The sequence below is a fragment of the Helicobacter sp. MIT 01-3238 genome (assembly GCF_003364135.1).
Taxonomy (GTDB): domain Bacteria; phylum Campylobacterota; class Campylobacteria; order Campylobacterales; family Helicobacteraceae; genus Helicobacter_B.
Window position 1 is genome coordinate 21,766 of sequence record NZ_NXLN01000011.1, and the last position, 20,227, is coordinate 41,992.

A 20,227-nucleotide genomic window follows, 5' to 3' on the forward strand; every position below is an offset into this window, starting at 1 on the left:
TGTTTTTTGCGGATTTTGATAACATTTTTAACGCACTTTATCATCTTGGCTGCATATTGCGGATTTTATAAGCAGGACGCACTTTTTGTAGCTCGATATACTTGCCTTTCTTAGTGATAATATCCCCTACCCACACTTTGCGCTGCCACCGCTGAAAATACTGCCGATAGAGCATATCCACACTCATTGAGATTTTGGAGTATTCATCACAAGCTAGCTGCATACCTAGCGCACAAGATAGCCAATAATACTGCTGCGCACTGCCCAAATCCCCTCCCGTGTATAAAATCGCCTGCCCAGCAAAAAAGCAAGCCTTTTTATCGCCCATCTGGCATAGCTGCTGATTTTGCGGGTATTCATTCACATTTCTAGCTATGATTTCCTCAAAAGATGGTGGTTGCTCTATGGGTGGCGGGACATCATTTGGGAAATAATGCGTAGTTTGCGCTGATTTTTGGGACTTTTTGGAGTCTATGAAATACTCAATATTTTTATTTTTTGCTTCTTTTTTTGCCTTTTTTTCCTCTTTTGCTTTTTGCTTTTTGCTTTTTTTATCATCACTATTTTGTGGATTTTGCTCTTTTTGTGAAGCATTTTCCCCACCATTCATATCTAAGCCTTTCATCTCATAATAAATCTTTGCAACTTCTTGGGGCATCTGCAGTGAGAATTGAGATTTTGCAGATTTGCCAAAAAGTGTGGCAACACAGATAAAAAACACAAGCCAAATAAAGTGCATTTATCGCCTTTTTAGATTCTATGATTCAAAGACATTTCCAAATCGCTAAACCCCCTCAAAATGTCCTAAAAATCTATAATCGCTAGTTTGGAGGTTTTTTTAAGCGTAGCAAAATGTTTTTAGGCTATAATACCCTCCCTTTAAATCCAAAATAAAGGAAAAGGGAATCAACATTGCGATATGCAAAATTTACCACTAGAAAGGACCAACAATGAAAGTTGCGTTGCTAATGAGCGGAGGAGTGGATAGCTCCTACTCGGCATACTTACTAAAGCAGGCAGGACACGATGTCTTAGGTATCTACCTAAAGCTGCACGACAAAGAAAAAAAGCACGAGGTTTTCATCGCCAACTGCCAAAAAGTCGCCAAAAATCTAGACATAGATTTTATGGTAATCGATGCGCAAAAGGAGTTTAAAGAAGTGGTGTATAACTACTTCATAGAATCCTACAAAAGAGGCGAAACGCCAAATCCTTGCGCTATGTGCAATCCAAATATGAAATTTGGACTTGCCTTGCAAAAAGCTATGGAAATGGGCTGTGAAAAAATCGCCACAGGACATTATGCACGCATAAAAGAAGTAAATGGTGTCAAAAAAATTGCCAAAGCAAAAGACTCTAGCAAAGACCAAAGCTACTTTCTCTATGCGATTTCACAAGACGCCATAAACCGCCTTATATTTCCGCTTGGCGATATGCTAAAAAGCGAAGTCAAACCAAAAGCGTTTGAAGCTATGCCGTGGTTTGGCACACTTGAAGAATACAAAGAAAGCCAAGAGATTTGCTTCGTGGAGAGCGACTATATAGACATACTAAAAAAGCACTTTGATGTCGAAAAATCAGGCATAGTGCGCAACGCTCAAGGGCAAATCGTAGGAAGCCACAAAGGATATATGCAATACACCATAGGCAAGCGCAAAGGGTTTAGCGTAAAAGGCGCACACGAGCCACACTTCGTGCTAGGCATAAACCCTAGCCAAAATGAAATCATCGTAGGCAAAAAAGAAGAGTTAGCAAAGATTTTGGTAGAAGCTCAAAATGTAAGCCTAGATAAAGATTTCCACGGACAAGAATACGAAGTCAAAATCCGCTACCGCTCCGAGCCCACACTTGCTACGCTTGAAGTGGATAATGACAAGATTTTGGCACGACTAAAAGAGCCTGTCTATGGTGTGGCAAAAGGACAAGCACTTGTGGTATATGATGATGAGTGCGTGCTAGGCGGTGGTGTGATAGTGTAGCTTGCTACTTGCCACAAGCCTTGCAAGATTTTGCAATCATCTTACAAGGCAGTCTTTACAAACAATAGCCAAGATAAAAAGATATGGCGTAAGATAAAAAAGTAAAGTTAGAAAAAGTGAAATGACTAGCTTTGGAGGGGGTTATTTTGAGGGGGATTTGATTTTTAGATTTTGCGTTATTTTTTGGCTATATTTTTGTGATTATCTTTTTTTGGCTTTCTTTGTATTTGACTTATCTTGACTTATTGCTTTATCTACTTTTGTCTAAACTTGCTTTGTAGTCTATTTGTTTTTTGCCTCACTCACATTCATTGCAGATTCCGTGTGCGACTAGGCTTTTTACTCTGCCATTTAGTGTCGTGCTTTTGGGCAGTGCGAAGTCCGTGATTTTGTGGCAGACATCGCAGATGAAGTGCGCCTTTGCATCTTGGGCTAGCTCATAGTAGCTCTTTCGCTCCAAGTTTGTCTTTATGACTATGCCCCTCTCCTCAAACAGCTCCATATTGCGATAAAAAGTGGTTTTGTTTGCCTTGAGGTGAAACTCATCAAAGCTCAAAGGCTTGTGATTTAGGCGCAAAATCTCTAGCATTTCTAGCCGTAAATCCGTGATTGCGATATTGCTTTGCTTTAGCAAAGAGACAGAATCCATTTATATCCCCTAGTATATGAGTGTGCCACGCGCGTTAGAGCACCTTGTGGCGTCTAAGCAAATTTGTGGCTTTTGCTAAAGTCGCATTATAGCAAATTTGCATTTTGCTTATGCGTTTTTGTGGCGGAATTTTAACCGCAAATGCAAATTGTGGATATAAATGTAAGCCTATTTGGATTTGGCAAGACTAGCACAAATCTTGCCCAAAAATTAAAGAAGCGCGACAAAAGCCAATACTCTTAACACAATCTAGCTTGCCAAATCTTTTTCAACTCTAATCTTTGCGCATCTTTACGCAACCCCAATCTTTGTGCAACCCCTAATCCTTTGCACAAACAATAGCAAGCAAGTGCGTGGCAAATCATTCTTGCAAGGATTTTGCAATATCTTTATACTGCTTATTTTGTAAATTTATACGATAAATCTCTCGCAAAACATTGCCAGATACGCCAAGCTCTACGATTGAGACACTATCAAAGGTAGCCTTTAAGCCCTTATCAAAATCTTTGTTTAGCTCATCTGCAAGTGCTTTTAGCTCTGCTTCTAGCTTTGGATTTAGATTTTGCATACTATAACTTAGCGTGATATGCGGGCGATGAAGCCACTGCTTTTCTCCATTTATGGTGCGATTTACTCCATTCACACCAAAGTCCTCAATCTGCCCTTTTGCCTCTTTTGATGAGCTAGCATAAATGCTCCCACTCACTCTAGGCAACGGGGAATCCCTAAGCGGTGCGATAAGTGTCGTGGCAAGCTCGTTAAACTCCATTATCTCATCATAGCCCAAAGTATGCTCTACATTGATGTCAAACCACCAAGGAAATGCAGAATCTTTTGAAGCCTTGACAAAGCCAAAGCCTTTGAGATTTAGGCTAAATGGTTTTGGTAGTTTATTTTGAAGCAAAATAGAGAGCATTTTTTGTGGCGTGGTGCTATCTTGTGTGTGGATATGCAAAACCGTTATATGCGGGAGATTTGTGCGATTTGGCGCGTCTGTTATGCCGTATTTTAAAATCTTCTCCCTCAAAACACCGCCCGCATAAGACATAAGTTTATCGCTTGTATCACTATCTACCAAATACACAACACCATAAGTTTTGTAATGTTTTGGAAAATCCTTAGCATAAAGCGAAGAGTTATCAACGCCAAAAACACAATTTATAATAGCCACACAAAGCACAATCACCTTAAATGGCTTTTTGCTTTTTGTTTTCATCTTATCACTCCTTTTTGTTTAATGTCTAGAAGTGTAAGGCAAAATCCTAAAATCTTTGTGCGCTTGGTGTAAAAGATATGTAAAAGCGTGATTTAGTGGGGGTTTTGGATTTTTGTAGTGTTTTGTGGCGGAATTTTGCAATGAAGTTGCAAATGTGCATAACCCATCGCCACCTTAAACATAGTGCTTTTTATATTGTTGCCAAATCATCGCTTCGCCTCTTTGCGAATGACTTTTTTAGCTCTGCTTTGCGCGTTCTTTTGGATTTCGGCGTGTTCGTTTTTGATTTCTAGCGGCCAGTCTTTGCCCTGCTCTTGCACATTCCAATCAGGGTGTTTGCCACCCTCACACGCCAAATAATCCGCCACACAACATTCCTCAATGAGTTTGTAAGAAATATAGGCGTTTTTCACGGTTTTTAGCCCAAAAAGCCCTTTGATTTCCTTTTCAAAATTCTCTTGGTAAATCATATAAAATTCGATTTTTGCACCGCTTAAAATCGTGTGATAGAGAAAATACCACACGCCAAAGCTACGAATGCTAGGACGCCCTTTCACACCGCCGTCTTGGTAGATTTGCAATGTGCTTTTTATCCCGCCCACAGCTTGAGAGCCACCGATTTTCTTTATCACGCCATCAACCACGATGAGATATACCCTTGCGACATTTTGGGTTAAAATGCTTTGTGGCAGGTCTTTTCCGTTTTCATCTCGCAACTCTTTTAAGTAATTAAAATTTAGCTTTGTGCTACCCGCTACAAACTCCACATCAGCGATTTTAAACGCCGTTTTTACTTCGCTAATTTTTATTTTTGCACGCCCTTATTCTTTTATGATAATCAGCTCGTGGCTTTGCTTAATGTTATCTGTATCCCCGCGCTCTATGCGGTTTTTGCCGATTCGCGTTTCGCCCTGTCCCATTGTGTATTGCCACTTTGGCTCTAAAATCTTAAAGCCCTTATACGCCTCACGCACCCACTCGCAATCATTGTAGCTTAGTATAAACCGCCCTTTATGTGCGCGAAGGAGCTCTGCTAAAAGCTCGTGCTTAAAGCCATTGTGGTGGATAGGGAAATTGCGCATAGGGTAGATTCCCCTAAACATTTTGCTATCTCCGCTTAGGAAATATGGCGGGTCGCAGTAGAAAAAGTCATTTGGGTATTTTTCAAACACCGCTTCAAAACTTTCGCACTCTACGACTAAATTTTTCGCCCCCTTATGTGCCCCAAAATCGCGCAATTTTTTAAGCATATTTTTATAGCGCGTTGTGTCCTCATAGATTTTGCTCATCCAGCCCAAAAAGCCCGGTCCATAGCTAAGGTTGAAATTAAAATAATAATCCCGCGCTAAAGTTAGGCTATTAAGATTGCTAAGTTTTTTATAATGTGCTTTTAGCTCGTTTTTGATTTTTTCATACACTTCTTTGCTTGGCTCTAGATTCTCTAGCTCAGTATAAAGCGCACTAGATTGAGCGATTGCAACCTGCCAAAAATTTACCAAAATATCAAAAATATCAAAGCCCCGCACTTCTAATCCTAGCTCTAGTGCGCTTGCCACCTCCACGCTTCCACCACCGATAAATGGGCTTACTACGCGCTTTATGTCATTTGGGAAATGCTCCACTATCAGCCCTACGGCTAGGGATTTGCCACCGCCATAGCGCAAGGGGGATTTGGTGTAGCGTTTGTAAGCAAGGGATTTGCCTTTGAGTGAGTGCAAAAACCGCGCCTTGCGCTGTGCTAACGACTCGCTAGAGTCTAAATCAAAAAGCGCGGGTTGTGAAGTTTGAGGAGAATTGAAAGCCAAATTTGACACGACATTCCTTAAAAATTAAATGCCAAAATTATACAAAATCTCGCTTAATTGCCATTGAGATTTGCAAAACAAATCAAGCCAAAATCCCTAAGCCCTCTTAACTACCACCTATCAAGCCTCCCCCACTCAAACCAACATTAAGCCACTCCTTGCCAAACCGACTTTTTACAACCTACCTCACTACAACCTAGCAACCCACCTCATCGCTAATCACCTCGCATCAAGCCCAAAAGCCCTCATCATACCAAAAAACACTTCTGTGTTATCCATAACGCCCCTGAAATACTCGCTTCCCACGCCCTCACTCATCAGCACCACATCATCGGCACTATGCACTTCTTGGTCTTCAAATGTAGGGATATTGCCCTGATACCACTCGCCCTTTGCGTTAGGATTTGCTACAAATTTTCCATTTTGCTCTATGGTAGGCATTTGTGGCGTTTGCTTGAGATTGTAGTCGATATGTGCGTCTGGGTGGTTGGCAAACTGCACTGCTAGCGTAACCTCCGCGTTAGGATTATCTGGGAATCCGTCATTATCCCTATCCTCAAATGTAGGGAATATCGCGTGTTTATATGTCCTCACAGCTTCTCTGCCGCTTTTGCCATCGCTCTCATAGTATGTCCCCGTGATACTCGCTCCGTGCGCGTGGTCTGCCACGACTATGATGAGCGTGTTTTTATCCTCCTTAGCGAAGTTGTGCGCGATTTGCACGGCTTTGTCAAACTCGATTGTGTCATACGCCGCCCTTTGCCAATCCATTTTATGCAGCTCTTTATCGATACTCGCGCCCTCTATCATTAGGAAAAACCCATCTTTATTCTTGCTTAGTGCCTTTAGGGCGAAGTTTGTCATATCCATTAGATTTGGCTGATTATCATACTTGCCAAGCACGGAGCTATCTTTTAGCACCTCCCTATCCAAATACACATTGAGATGATTTTTGTGATAAAGCCCTAGCACTTTTGGCACAGCATCGCTTGTCTGCACTCTAGATTCTAGAATCTTCAAGTCATCTTTGGTGTAGCTTATGGCATAGCCCTCGTTTTCATACATTTTTATGATGTCCTTAGAATCCTTGCGCTTAGATTCTGCCAACTCTTTTGGTGCGTAGTTTTGTATCCCTCCGCCCAAAAGCACATCTGCGCGATGATACGCGCTAAACATATCAAGCGCGATTGCGTTTAGCTCATATCGCTGTCTAGTGTGCGCTACAAATGCCGCAGGGGTAGCGTCTGTGAGGTTTGCAGTGGTTACAAGCCCTATGCTTTTATTCGTTTTACGCTTGAGGATTTCTACGATATTTTCTACCTTTGGGTCATCAAACAAATCGCTTGTAGAGTCCGCATACACACCCATCGCATTTACCACGCTTTTGTGCCCTGTGGCATAAGCAGAAGCGGAGTTCGCACTATCGGTGGTAAGGCTATCATAGCCAGAAGTGGTGATAAGTGCCATAGATTGGAGTTTTTCCATTGCTAGCGTGTCATTGTATTTGCCCTCATTTATGCCTTTGGATAAAATCCTAGCGATTTGCTTTGCTTGCAAACTCATACCATCGCCTATGAGCAAAATCACATTTTTTGCTTGCTTTTGTGCCTTTTGAGACACCACACTATATGCCACGCTAGCCTTGCTGCCATTGTGTGATACCTCTACTACATACTGCCCCGTATCGGCTAAATCCACTTCATCTATGCGATAGCTCAAAATCCCATTTTCACTCCAGACTTTAGGACTTTTGCCAAAAAAATCTTGCGCGTTTTTGCCGTTTATGCGCACTTGCACTTCTTTGCTATCTTTGCTTAAATCTAGCGTAGAATCTTGCGCGATTTCTACCAAAAAGTCAAACCTCTGCCCAGCCAAAAACTTCGCATTATGTATAGGCAAAATCCTAATATGCTTTGCGTTGTCGCTAAATTGCTTTGCTTGATAGGGCGTGCTGTCTGCCTCACTGCCACTAAAAGCGATATAAAATCCATATCCCAAAATCACCAGCGCACAAAATATCATCGCCTTTAATGGCTTTTTGCTTTTTCCTCTCATTTTTTCACTCCTTGTTGTTTAATGCCTAGAAGTGTAAGCAAAAATCTTAAAATCTTTATGTGCTTGGTGTAAAAGATATGTAAAAAGCGATATTTGGAGGGATTTTGTGTTTGGGATTTTGGTATGTTAAAACTACAGCATACGAAATTTTTGCAAGCCTAAATTGTAATCGTGCTCAACATCCTCATAAGAATAAAATTGCACTCGATTTTGTATTGGTGAGAATGCGGTTTTATTGATTTCTCGTTCAAATTTACTTTTTCGTTCATTTGGTGCTACACAAATAAATTTGGTTTGAAAATCTTGCAACTCCATAAATTTAATAAACGCATCTCTGAAATTTGTGGAATTTTCAACCTCAAAAACCTTTGAGGGAAACATTCTTTCATTAAACCAAACAACATCAATGAATGATACGCTATCTTAATGATATGCTCATAAGTAAAAGGTGGCACATTCCGCAAAGTGCAAATACTACCTAGTGGCTTTTTATTAAAAATAAATTTTTTATCATTTGTGTAAGTCTCACTAACTTCTTCTAAACTATTACCAAGTTCTAAAAGCATTCCTTGAATTTCGCCGTGCCTTGAAGCAAGTTTTTCTTTTTCTGTCTTTGGTGTTTCTTGTTTTTGCAAAAGGTCTAATTTGTCGCTCAAAGCATAAATTCCAAGCCCAACTCGTGTAAATTTTTTATTTTTTTGCACTTCACCACGAATAGTATCAATCGGTGTCTTACCTACAATTTTGCTAGAATCTTTGTATTTAAAAACATCTTTGTATAGCAATTTTAATGGCGCAATATAGCCATTTTCAAGCATAACTTTTGTAATGGCTTCTGCATAGCTCAAATCTTCTTTCATAGAGATTTCCTTTTGTTTTTTAACTTAAAAATATTTTTGAATTCTACTTTATTTTTATTAAGTTTTTTGCTGTTTTGAGGGAAAGTTTTTATTTGTAAATTTTCCCCCATTGTGAAAAAGATATTTTTGGCTTTTTGTCCAAAACTTTTTCACAAAATCCCGCATAAACTCACATAAAATCAAACGACTTAAAACATTTTGATTTTTTTAAGCAACTTGATTTTTGTTTTGCAACTAAGTTGCATTTAAGGAAAAAATATATATAATGCGCGTTTTAAATTTTAAACGACAAAAAGGACTTCGCAATGAAACACACGCCAAAAAGCACGCAAAAACTACTTCGCCTAAGCCTTTGTGCATTTGCACTCTGTATCAGTGCCAACGCGACAAATGCCCAAAATCCCCAAGCCACGCAAACTACCCAAGCCACCCACGAAAAATCACACAAAAATACGCAAGCTATCAATGAAGCGCAAAACTCTCTAGATTCTAGAGATTCTAGCCACGACTTGCATTCTCGCGCTTCAAATGACGATAGCTCTAGCCACGCCCACGATTTAAGCGATTCACACAAACCCCACGATTCCAACGATTTAAGCCATTCGCACGATTCGCACAGCCTAGACAACTCGCAAGATTCACATTCAAACCACGACAATCACGCCCACCCTGCTAGCCACTTCACAAGCCGCTATCACTATTTGCACGCTTATGAGCTACACGAGCACGGCCACAGCCGCACTTCAGACTTTGCTAGCCTTAGTGCTAGGGTTGGCATTTTTGGCAAATCTTCAGCCCTAGCGAGCAAAGCAGAGAACTCAAACCGCGACAATTACGCGATGCTCTACTCAAGCGTGCTACTGCAAAGCACACCTTTTGCACGCTCTCACACCGCGCTAAATGGCTTGACACTCGGCGTTGGCGTGGTGGCTTACGCGCCATTTTACACAGACAAGGCAAATGCTTACACCTACATAAACTCAAACTTTGTCGCAAACAACGCATACTTGGGCTACATAAAGGACTTTGATAGACTAAGCCTAGAAGTGCTAGCGGGGCGATTTGAAAGAGAGCTAGAGTGGGTGGGACACTCGCTGCAAGGGGTATTTGCACGGCTTACATTGCCATTTGGCACACGCACTCCACACTCTGCGCAAATCTATGGAATCTGGGTAAATGAACACGCAGACATAACAAGAGAGTTTAGCTCGGATTTTAACTTTTATAAGCACCTCTATGCGGGCGAAAATCTCTACGCGGGCGGGGTAAATCTCTCCTTTGGGCTAGCGCAAAACGCAAGGCTACATTTTGAGCCTTATGCGTATTATTTGAGCAACTTTTTTGGCGTGTATGGGGCGAAATTCGTGCTAGATTTGGGGTTTGGCGCGGATGCTCTAGCCTCGCACTCTAGCACAAACTCGCACTCTGGCGCAAAATGGCGTAGCAAAACGATTGCTCATAGCGCGTTTTTATACTCAAACTACTCAAGAATCCACGCAGGGCACGAGCATAGCGATGGCGAGCACAACCACAACGGCGAAGATGGGCACGGACACCTAGATACGAGCAATCGAGGCGATACCTACTTTGCCTTGCTTGAGCAGGAGTTTGAGTATAGAGACTTGGTGTATTTTGGCGCGGGATTTCAGCATATCGGGGTGCGTGTCTTTGAGATAGCCAATATCGAAACAACTTCGCGCTTTGAGGCACACGAGGGCGAGGGGTATGGCGTGATTCGTCCGGGGCTTATGCACAGCGGAAGCCACACAAGCAACGCTTATGACGCGCATACAAACACTTACTATGGCTTTGTGGGGGCGCGATTTGGCAGGGAGAAGCGATTCGCACTTGAGGCTATGGGGCGCGATAGTAGGAGCTCTGCTAGGGCGCAAAGCGCATTCTCGCTTGGACTACGATATGCGTTTCCTTATGGGTTTGAGATAGGCGGGATAGGGGTGTTTATGCTAGAGAAGTACGCGGATGAATCCACGCTCAATCGCAGCTTTGGCAAGGCATATATGCAATGGAGATTTTAGGGCGTTTTAGCTTTTTAAAGGCGGACACTACGCGCTAGCATTGTGGCTTTGGCTCATAATTTTAGGCTGATTTTGGTTTTGGGGGGTTTTAATGGTTTAGTGATTTTGGCAAAATCTCTAAAATCTAGAAATACAAAAATTTTATGCAAAAGCATTTTACACAAGTATTTTTCAAAACATTCCCCACAAACCCTTATAAAAAACCGCTTGCAAAAAATCTTTGCTACAAAAATCATAAAAAACCTAAAAATATCGCACTTCAAAACAACAACAATACAAATCTAAAATAAGAAATTCTCACAAACAATCAAATCAACAAAAGTCGCGCAAACAAATATATAATAGCTTCAACCTCACGCTTGCTTATGTGGCGATTCTTTTATGTAGTTTTTTGCCCCCTCTTTGGCAAACGCAGAATCTAGCGCAGAATCTTTATCCTGACTAGAGCCAAAGCCCATTTTAGAATCTATCAAAAGCACTTGCTCCTTTGGCTTTGTGAAAAAATACAAAAGACAAATCCCGATGATAAGCGCAAGCGAGGAAGCATACAAAATAGAGATTTTAGATAGCACGATAGCATCTTCGTGGTCATAAGCGAGATTTGCCACAAATATCGACATCGTAAAGCCAATCCCAGCTAAGCATCCTGTGGCAAATATCTGCCCAAATGACAAATCATTTGGCTTAGTGGCAACCCCCAGCTTCACACCAAGAAATGAAAACACCAAAATCCCGATAGGTTTCCCAACCACCAGCCCCAAAATCGTGCCCAAAAATATATGGTCTAAATCAAAATTTATACTAGAATCCACCCTTACGCCCGCATTTACAAACGCAAAAAACGGCACGACAAAATAAGAACAAAGAGGGTGCAAAACCGTCTGAAGCTGCAATAGCGGATTTTGCGCAGCGTGAGAATATTTGGCGATAGATTCTAGGATTTGCACGCGCTGGCTTTGCTCTTTTATGTTAAATGTCCGCTCACTCTCTTTGGAGCTAAAAAACTTTTTAAAGCTCTCCAAAGTCTGTCTAAATCCACTGCTTTCATCGCTATGTGTCTCAAAAAAGTTTCGCCCGCTTTGTGTGATATGTGTGATTTTTTTTAGCTCCTCTCGCAAAGCCTGCAACGCCTTATCAGAGACATTTGAACGCCCCGGGATACAAAAAGCAAGAAGCACAGCGGCTATGGTTGCGTGGATTCCGCTATTAAACACAGCTATCCAAAGTAGCACACCAAGAAACAAATAGCTTGAGGTTTTGCGCGTATCTTGCTGATTGAAATACACAAGCACAGAGAGGATAATAAGCGCGATGATAAGCCAAGCAAAATCTAGCTGCTGCGTATAAAAAATGACAATGACAAATATCGCGCCCAAGTCATCAACCACCGCAAGCGTAACCAAAAACACCTTCAAACTTAGCGGGACACGCTTGCCTAGAAAAAGTATCGCGCCAAGTGCAAATGCCGTATCCGTGCTCATCGCCACGCCAAACCCCACAGCAGATGGCGTTCCGTGATTGAAAAACAGGTATATTCCAATAGGCACGATGATTCCACCAAGTGCGGCTAGCATAGGAAAAATGACTTTTTTCACCCCCGCTAGCTCACCATAGAGAATCTCACGCTTCATCTCTAAGCCAATCATTAAGAAAAAAAAGCTCATCGCTATGTCATTTACGAAGTGCAAAATCGACATTCCAGCTTTGCCCTCGCCAAAAAACACTCCTAGCTTTAGCTCTTGAAATTCAAAATACTGCTCTGCAAACGCAGAATTTGCCACACCCATAGCAAAAAGCACGCAGAAAAATAGCAAAACACCACTGAAAGATTCGTGGCTGATAAAGGTGTTTAGCCCTTTTTTTAGCCTATCTTTGACATTGATATTATGCCCACTGCCAAATCTATGCGAGCCTTTCACAGAGCTACTAACCCTCGTAAAATAAGGCAACTTCGGCTGTGTAGAATCAGCACTAAGGCTTTCTTCAAACTCTTGCAAATCCTCAAAATCTTCAAATTCTTGCTCTAAGTCTTGGTGAAAATCCTTAGGAGTTTGTGATTCTTGCGAGCTAGCAAAATCACCCACAAAATCTTCTCTAAAATCATCTAAATCATACAATCCCTCCACTTCATCGGCACTTGATTTTTTCTTTTTTGTGGATTTTGCAGGTTTTGATAATTTTGATAGTTCATCTTTAGGATTATTAGAATCGGCAGATTCCCCCCAAGATTGGTTTATATAAGCTTGCGCATTTGCAAAATCACTTGCCAAATCGCTAGGTTGCGTGCTTGATTTTTTAGATTTTTCATTTTTGATAGATTTTTTGGGCATTTTGCTACCTTTTGCTTTTTGACTTGCGTTCATTATTGTGGCGTTTATCGTGCTTTTATAGAGTATTTTTGCGTAAATAAGCTACATAAAATTTATGAAATATAGTGGCGCAATACACGCGCAATTATAAGTGATTAAGGCTAATCTTTTGGCAGTTTTCGCGCTATTTTTAGTGTTTTGTGGCTTTTAGGAGCGATATTTTGGCTTTACTATGCTTTTTAAGCAAATTTTATGCAAGTTTTATTTGCGCATTAGGAAAAATACATTAACATTCGCTTCACATTTGCTAGATACTAAAAGCTATTCTCTTTTTGATACCAAAAATGAGAAAAACTAGAATCCAAAAAGCAAGGCAAAAAGCGCAAATCAAGCAAAATCTAAGCAAGATAACTAAGCAAAACAACAAAATAAAATAACAAAGACAAAATCCAAAAGAGAGGTAACAAAATGGACTTTTTACGAGCGCATATTGATGCAATTATTTTTTGCGTGCTGGGGCTTATGAGTTTTTTTTCATTGTGGTTTAGCATTGAGAGGGTGCTGTATTTTTGGCGCGTAGATGTGCGAGTGTTTGTAGATATTGACGCACTTGAAGAATCGCTCACCAAAAACCTAACCACACTTTATATCATCTACTCAAATGCCCCTTATGTCGGGCTTTTAGGCACGGTAGTTGGGATTATGATAACTTTCTATGATATGGGGGTTAGTGGCGGAATTGATGCAAAAAGCATAATGGTAGGGCTATCCCTAGCACTAAAAGCCACTGCTCTAGGTCTAGTAGTAGCTATCCCCACACTTATCGTGTATAACGCACTTTTGCGCCGTGTAGATGTGCTACTAAATCGCTACAAAGCATATAAAAAATCCTAGATTTTTGCGATATTTCACGCTTTTTACTTTGAGACAACCACTTTGGTATAGAGAAAAATACACCTATCAAATAACCGCCCTTAGGAGAATCCTAGATGAAACTACACCGCCGAGATGGACTAAATGTTATCCCGCTTATTGATGTTATGCTTGTCTTGCTTGCTATCGTGCTAAGTGTATCGACTTTTATCGCACAAGGGGCAATCCCTATCAACCTCCCCCAAGCCGACAAAGTCGAAAAAAAGCTTGATGACAAACGACTAACTATCGTAATAAGTGCCGATAATAAAATCTATGTCGATGATGAGGAAAAGGATTTTGACGCGATAAAGCAAATAATCAACCAAACCAAAGATGACAAAATGATAGAAGTCAAAAGCGACAAAGATGCGAAGTTTGATAGCTTTGTGAGAATCATAGGCATACTAAAGGACAAAGGGCATGAAAATTTTTCTATCTCTGCGCAAGCAGATTAAAACGCCTGCATTTATAGGGTTTGCTAGCTCGGTGATATTTCACTTGGGGCTTGTAGCGGGGATTTTGGGCGTATTTGATAGAAGTGAAAACCTGCAAGAAATAGGGCTAGCCCAAATCACAATGAGCCTAGCAAGTATCAACACAAATGCCAACCAAAAAGCCTACTCCACCCCTACCAAGCCTCGCCACAAACGACACCACAAACACCACAAAAAGCACCACAAACACCACAAAAGCAAGCACCCAATCCCACTAGAAGAGCTACAAGAGCAAAGCCAAGAAAACCCTAGCCAAGAAATAAGTAGCAAAGAAATCCCAACCGAGCTAGAATCTAAATCCGCTTCAAACCAAGATTCTCAAGGCTCTACTTATGAATCCCTAGCTTTTAATGAGGGCATAAGCGATGAATTCTACCAAAAAGTCCAAGCCGAAATCCGCAAAAAACACCACTACCCTAGACTAGCCCAAATCCGCGAAATGCAAGGCAGTGTGTGGGTGGATTTTATCTTAGAGCCAAATGGAGAGATAAAAAACCTCAAAGTCTACCGCTCCAACACAGGCGATATACTAAACACCCAAGCCCTAAAAAGCGTGCTAGAAGCGCACAAAAACTTCCCCAAACCCCAAAAAGTCGTCCGACTAAAAATTGAAGTAAACTATAATCTAGAGCAAAAATAGGCAGTCAAATGCCTAAAAAATCCAAATGCTTTCAAATGCCTTAAAAATAATGACGATATGCTTTTTAGCTTGTTGTAATTTTTTGCTTATGTGATTTTGTGCGTGGTTTTAGTCGTGGCTTAAGTGTGTGTAGTCTAATTTTGTGGGGAATAAATGCGAAAGAAAAAATATTTTGCCCTTTTGCTTGCTCTGTGTGTGTCAAAATCTAGTGCGCACTTTTGTAGCGAACAAAAAAATACCGAGAAAGATGAATATCAAGCCCTGCTAGATGAAGCACTTAAATGCACAGCTAAAAATCCAAATGAAAGTAATGTATGTAATTGTGCAAATGATTCTAGTGCATTTGAGCTAGAAAAAGCACAAAAAGATGACTTACAGGAATATTTGCCAAAAAAAGATTTAGACACAAAAGCACAGCAAAGTGATTCCACTTACAAGCAAAGCGAGGTAGTTCCCCCTCCAAACACTCGGGCTAAACACACACTTTTGCTTATCTATGAAAATGACTCAAACTTTGACCCACACATTGATAAATACTACACGGCAGGCATTTCGCTAAAGTTTTACTCCAAAGATTTACAAAAGCCTACAAACAAAGGATTTTATACATTTATGCACGCAATTTCCGCGCCCACATTTTTTCCCAAAGCACTTAGCAGATATTTAGGGGAGGAAGCTGATTTTGCTACTTCTTTTGGAGTAAGCCTATCTCAAGAAATGTATGCACCCAAAGATAGATTTTCAAACCCCCCTCCAAAGAGCGACCACCCTTATGGGGGATTTTTATACGCAAGCGTTATGCTTCAAAATCGCTTCAAGTATATCCTAGAGCAGTTTGAAGTAGCACTAGGCTTAGTCGGCAAAGACGCGCTTGCCAAACAAGCCCAAGACACTATCCACGAAGCGCGAAATGTAAAAAAGCTAGCAGGCTGGGACACACAGCTACAAAACGAGGGTATTTTCAATCTTTACTATCGCGCCTCTTTTAGTATCCCACAAGTGTATGAAAAAAGCAAGCATATCGTTGATATTATGCCTCAAGTGAGTTTTGCAGCTGGCAATGCCAAATCCCACGCACAAGCAAACCTTATCGCACGCGTAGGCTACAATCTATCTGCAAACTCTCTTATGCCCCATATAAATTCTGGCTTTGTAAGCACACTGCCAAATCGCTATGGCTTCAGCATAGAGGGCTATGTAGGCTTAGGCATTCGCGCTGTGGTGCGCAATATATTTTTGCAAGGCAACTCCTTTGCACCGCGCAAGGATATTGAGATATACAATGGCATAGGAGAACTTATCTTTGGTGTTAGCCTAAATTATAAGCGATTTTTTTTGTCATATAGTGCTATCACTCGCACAAAAGAGTTTGTAAGCCAAGATATGCCTACTACTTTTGGTAGCATTTTGCTTGGGGTTAGTTTTTAGATTTTGGACTAGGATTTTGGGGGGTTGGAATTTTTAAGTGCTTTGCTAGCGATTCTCACAAAAAGTCCAAGCAAAAGTGGCAAAGTCATAATCTCAACTACTTGGATAGCACGCTACCTTAGCACTTTTGGCTTAGTGATTTTATCTGTATCTATACTAAAAGTCAGCATTTGCTGTGTAGCTAGCTGCCTGCCAAATGTATAAAAAATAAGGCTAATTTGCGCACGCAAAAATTTATTTTTATAGAGATAGTAAGCATTTACGCGGTTAAATTCTCTTCTGTACAAAGGCAATCCCTCATAAAGCTGCTCGCCATATTGCCCAAAATATCTCATCTGTGGCTTACCAAAATAATAACTCTCCTCTATGCCAAATCCCTTATACTGCACCTTAAACCCTGCTTCATACCCCGCACCGATATAAAAAGGCTCATTGCCACTTAGCCTGCGCTTGCGCTCTATTTGCCCAAGTGCGCTAAATCCTATTTGTGCTTTGTCTAAATACTTTTTAAAGCTAGGGGCAAACCCCCTAAAATCCACCTCTACATAGCCATTATACAAAATCCTATCAAGCAAATGCACATCATTAGCCACGCTCTCGCCCTTGCCTAGCACATCGCTATTTTTGAAGTGAAACACTAGCGTATCAAGCCCTAGATTTAGGCTATCAAAAAATGAGACTTCACTCCCAAAAAGCAAGAAAAATTCATCATCTCTTTTTGCTAGATTTCCCCCAAACCAATCAAGCACAATCTCTGCCCTGCCCTTTATGTCGCGCCCCTTTGGCGAGCTATATTGCAGCAGTGCACCATTGCTCGCAGGGGATAAAAACAAAAAATCATCTCTAAAAAAACTTCGCGGATAGATTTTTAGCAATTTTTTGCGAGGAAATATCCCAAATGTCCCACCAAATGTGCCTATTTCACGCTCTCTCTCATAAGCATAGTAGGCATAAATCCCACCTCCTGCGTTAAAAACGCGCTTTTGCCCCATATCTTGCAAGCCATATCCACCAAGAAAGATTCTATGAAAATCAAAAATCCCAAGCCCAATCTCGCCACTTAGTCGCAGCGCATAGCGCGTGCGCGTATCCCACGAAAGCGACTTTGTGTTTTCGGTATTGTCTAAAAGAAAGTCAAACCCCGCATTATAAAGCAGGCTTAAAATAGCTGGTTTTGCTAATGTGGTGTTTTGTGTGGTGCTAGAGGGGGGGGGGGAATAGCTTGTTTGTATTTGATTTTGTGTCAAATCTTGTGTTTTATTTTGTGATTCTAGGCTGTCTTTTGTGCCTGCTTCATCACTCTTTGCTGATTCTACAAACGATTCTAGGCTTTTTTGATTATTTGCTTCATTGCTTGATTCTAGGTTTTGGCTAGAATCTTTTGAGATTTCTTGAAGTGATTTTTTTGTGGGGATTTGTGGCATTTCTTGTGCTAGATTTGGTTGTAAGTAGCATAGAGCGCACAAGCTAACGATTTTTAGGCATTTCATTGATGATTTCCGCTATCTACTCATAAGGCTTAAAATTCCCTCTTTGCAGGATTTGCCTTGCAGTATCCCCACCACTTCATTTACGATAGGTGTGTAAATATCGTGCTTTTTTGCTATGCCCTGTATAGCATAAGCTGTGCGAACCCCCTCTGCGACCTCGCCTAGCTCGCATAGTATGCTATCTATATCTTTGCCTTGAGCTAGTCCCACGCCCACGCGATAGTTGCGCGAAAGGGTAGAATTAGCACTCAAAAACAAATCCCCTGCCCCCTCTAGTCCCAAAAATGTCTTGCTCTCCCCACCAAAATACCGCCCAAATCGCTCCATTTCAATAAGTCCTCGCGCTAGAAGTGCAGCTTTTGCATTGTGCCCTAGCTTTAGCTCATCACAGATTCCACCTGCGATTGCAAGCACATTTTTATACGCGCCACTTACCTCTGCACCGATGACATCTTTTCCTGTGTAGGGCTTGATAAAGCTAGGGAAAAATTTAGCAAAATCCTTTGCCACCTCATCATTATACGCGTGTATAGCAAGCGCACAAGGTAGCTTAGCCCTCACTTCAGCAGCAAAACTAGGACCACTTAAAAATGCTAGATTTTCCTTAGGGATAAAATCTAGCGCGATTGTATGCACAAACGCCCCACTTCCCTCCTCTATGCCCTTTGAAGCAAAAAGATATTTCGTGCTTGGTTGCAAAAATTTACTTTGCAAGCTAAGCCACTTGCGCAAGTTTGGCGTGCTAATGGCTATGATGACAAAGTGCGAAGTTAGCGCACTAGCACAATCTACTTGGAGGATTTGGCAGGGCGTGTCGCTTGGCAGAGAGAGTGTGCGCCTTGAGGCGATATGCACTTCTGTGCTATGGGCTAGCGCATAAGCTAGCGCACTTCCCCACGCGCCACCACCGCATACACTCACTTGTGCGGGGGAATGTGGCGAAGTGTGTGCAATATCTTCTCTAACATCTTGCGTATCTTTTGGGCAATCTTGCAAGCTAGATTTTGCGCTAGATTCTGCGGGGATAGATTTTGTGGATTTTTTAGGTGGCATTTGGTATCCTTAAGCAAAGTCCCAATGAAGTTATAGTGTGTTTATCATTTGTGTTGTTTTGCCATTTTGGTAGAACATTTCGTAAGGCTTTGGCAAAGCAAAGTCAAAATTGTAAAATGTTTGATTAAATGGTATGCAAGAATCGCCACCAAACCTAAAAATATATACAAAAACGAGACTCCAAACCCTAAATATGCTTTTTATGCCTTTAGCTTGAAATCTTAGCCAAGCAAAATCGCAGAACTACCAAATCACAAAACTACCTAGAATTGCGCTCCCAAAACACACCATCTTCATAGCCTTGAATCTTTGGATTAGATTTGGCATTTTCTAATCTCTGCTCTATCCACGCACAATACCGCTCCTCTATCTCTACACCCACAAAATGTCGCTTTAGCTTTTTTGCCACCACACTTGTGCTACCACTCCCTGCAAATGGGTCAAGCACTATATCGCCCTCATTTGATGAGGCTAGCACGATTTTGGCTAGCAGCTTTTCTGGCTTTTGGGTGGGGTGGGCTGTATTTTCGCTCATCGACCAAAAAGGGATAGTAATATCACCCCAAAAATTTGACGGGCAAGTATCGCGATAGTTGCCACTCTCGCTTTGCACCCAATCTTTTGGTTTGCCGTTTTCTTTATAAGGGGCTAGGACTTTTTTGCGGATTTTTACAGATTCTAAGTTGAAAGTATAGCCCTCTCCACAAGTAGCAAACCAAATATCCTCTAAGCCATTTTTCCAATTAGTTGCGGCACCGCGTCCCTTTTCTCTCTGCCAAGTGATACGATTTCTAAGAGTAAAAATCTCATCTAGCACATTGCCTATGATAAGGCTACTGCGCCAATCACAACAAACATACACGCTAGCCGTGTCTTTTAGCAGTGGCTTTATCACTTCTAGCCATTGCCTTGTGTAGGACTCATATTCGCTATGCTTTTTTTTGAAAAATATTTTGCCATTGAAAGATTTTGTGAGATTGTAAGGTGGGTCAGCGATAAGCAAATCCACACTTTTGCGTGGCAAAAATGGCGCAATGGTAAAAATATCGCCACAAATGGTAGAATCTAGGATTTGGCTTATGTCTTTTTGTGGTGTGGATACGCGCTTGGTGCGAGCAAAAAAGGCTTGTCCCTCTTCAAGTGTAGTGTTTATGGTTTTGTTTCTGGAGGATTTTTTTGACATTGTGTGTATCCTTAAAAAGCAAATTTATAAAACAAATTGTGGCAAAGCATTATAAGCAAAATCACTTAAACAAGGTATCAAAATACAAACAAAACGCAAAAAAGTAGAGTAAAAT

17 protein-coding genes are annotated in these 20,227 nt (G+C 41.2%); 6 read left to right on the forward strand and 11 right to left on the reverse strand.

From position 1 onward, the window contains the following. Window positions 1-40 precede the first annotated feature (40 nt). A complete protein-coding gene (locus tag CQA40_RS10875; protein WP_147290165.1) occupies window positions 41-739 on the reverse strand; it encodes a hypothetical protein in 699 nt (232 codons plus the stop codon). A gap of 211 nt (window positions 740-950) precedes the next feature. Here CQA40_RS10875 and mnmA point away from each other — a divergent pair, with 211 nt between their 5' ends. Beyond that, window positions 951-1,979, forward strand: a complete 1,029-nt coding sequence (gene mnmA, locus CQA40_RS05105; RefSeq protein WP_115519845.1) for a tRNA 2-thiouridine(34) synthase MnmA — start codon at window positions 951-953, stop codon at window positions 1,977-1,979. Window positions 1,980-2,277: 298 nt separating this feature from the next. Here the strand turns inward: mnmA and CQA40_RS05110 are convergent, their stop codons facing one another. From CQA40_RS05110 to CQA40_RS05135, 6 genes are all read right to left on the reverse strand, one after another. Continuing rightward, window positions 2,278-2,628, reverse strand: a complete 351-nt coding sequence (locus CQA40_RS05110; protein ID WP_115519846.1) for a Fur family transcriptional regulator — start codon at window positions 2,626-2,628, stop codon at window positions 2,278-2,280. A 361-nt stretch (window positions 2,629-2,989) separates the two neighbouring features. Next, window positions 2,990-3,844 (reverse strand): hypothetical protein, encoded by an 855-nt coding sequence (locus CQA40_RS05115; RefSeq protein WP_115519847.1) that lies wholly within the window; start codon window positions 3,842-3,844, stop codon window positions 2,990-2,992. A 206-nt stretch (window positions 3,845-4,050) separates the two neighbouring features. Next, window positions 4,051-4,653 (reverse strand): type II restriction endonuclease, encoded by a 603-nt coding sequence (locus tag CQA40_RS05120; protein WP_115519848.1) that lies wholly within the window; start codon window positions 4,651-4,653, stop codon window positions 4,051-4,053. A gap of 12 nt (window positions 4,654-4,665) precedes the next feature. Beyond that, a complete protein-coding gene (locus CQA40_RS05125; RefSeq protein ID WP_115519881.1) occupies window positions 4,666-5,562 on the reverse strand; it encodes a DNA adenine methylase in 897 nt (298 codons plus the stop codon). A gap of 306 nt (window positions 5,563-5,868) precedes the next feature. Next, window positions 5,869-7,704, reverse strand: coding sequence for an alkaline phosphatase (locus tag CQA40_RS05130; protein ID WP_115519849.1), 1,836 nt, complete (start codon window positions 7,702-7,704; stop codon window positions 5,869-5,871). A gap of 275 nt (window positions 7,705-7,979) precedes the next feature. Beyond that, a complete protein-coding gene (locus tag CQA40_RS05135; protein ID WP_115519850.1) occupies window positions 7,980-8,564 on the reverse strand; it encodes a hypothetical protein in 585 nt (194 codons plus the stop codon). 305 nt (window positions 8,565-8,869) lie between these two features. Between CQA40_RS05135 and CQA40_RS05140 the strand changes: the two genes are divergently transcribed. After that, complete coding sequence (locus tag CQA40_RS05140) at window positions 8,870-10,600, forward strand: hypothetical protein (protein WP_115519851.1); 1,731 nt, start codon at window positions 8,870-8,872, stop codon at window positions 10,598-10,600. A gap of 353 nt (window positions 10,601-10,953) precedes the next feature. Here CQA40_RS05140 and nhaA read toward each other — a convergent pair whose 3' ends face one another. After that, window positions 10,954-12,963: a Na+/H+ antiporter NhaA gene (nhaA, locus tag CQA40_RS05150; RefSeq protein ID WP_258864466.1), complete on the reverse strand. Its 2,010-nt coding sequence runs from the start codon at window positions 12,961-12,963 to the stop codon at window positions 10,954-10,956. A 414-nt stretch (window positions 12,964-13,377) separates the two neighbouring features. Between nhaA and exbB the strand changes: the two genes are divergently transcribed. From exbB to CQA40_RS05170, 4 genes are all read left to right on the forward strand, one after another. Then, window positions 13,378-13,803, forward strand: coding sequence for a TonB-system energizer ExbB (gene exbB / locus CQA40_RS05155; protein ID WP_115519853.1), 426 nt, complete (start codon window positions 13,378-13,380; stop codon window positions 13,801-13,803). 95 nt (window positions 13,804-13,898) lie between these two features. After that, window positions 13,899-14,279 (forward strand): TonB system transport protein ExbD, encoded by a 381-nt coding sequence (gene exbD, locus CQA40_RS05160; protein ID WP_115519854.1) that lies wholly within the window; start codon window positions 13,899-13,901, stop codon window positions 14,277-14,279. After that, on the forward strand, window positions 14,245-14,958 hold the full coding sequence (locus tag CQA40_RS05165) for an energy transducer TonB (RefSeq protein WP_115519855.1): 714 nt from the start codon (window positions 14,245-14,247) through the stop codon (window positions 14,956-14,958). The genes exbD and CQA40_RS05165 overlap by 35 nt, the downstream gene beginning before the upstream one ends. Window positions 14,959-15,111: 153 nt before the next feature. Beyond that, complete coding sequence (locus CQA40_RS05170) at window positions 15,112-16,386, forward strand: lipid A deacylase LpxR family protein (RefSeq protein ID WP_115519856.1); 1,275 nt, start codon at window positions 15,112-15,114, stop codon at window positions 16,384-16,386. A gap of 113 nt (window positions 16,387-16,499) precedes the next feature. Here the strand turns inward: CQA40_RS05170 and CQA40_RS05175 are convergent, their stop codons facing one another. From CQA40_RS05175 to CQA40_RS05185, 3 genes are all read right to left on the reverse strand, one after another. Continuing rightward, a complete protein-coding gene (locus CQA40_RS05175) occupies window positions 16,500-17,876 on the reverse strand; it encodes a hypothetical protein (protein ID WP_115519857.1) in 1,377 nt (458 codons plus the stop codon). A gap of 12 nt (window positions 17,877-17,888) precedes the next feature. Continuing rightward, window positions 17,889-18,929 (reverse strand): NAD(P)H-dependent glycerol-3-phosphate dehydrogenase, encoded by a 1,041-nt coding sequence (locus tag CQA40_RS05180; protein WP_115519858.1) that lies wholly within the window; start codon window positions 18,927-18,929, stop codon window positions 17,889-17,891. A gap of 259 nt (window positions 18,930-19,188) precedes the next feature. Then, window positions 19,189-20,112 (reverse strand): site-specific DNA-methyltransferase, encoded by a 924-nt coding sequence (locus CQA40_RS05185; protein WP_115519859.1) that lies wholly within the window; start codon window positions 20,110-20,112, stop codon window positions 19,189-19,191. Window positions 20,113-20,227 lie beyond the last annotated feature (115 nt).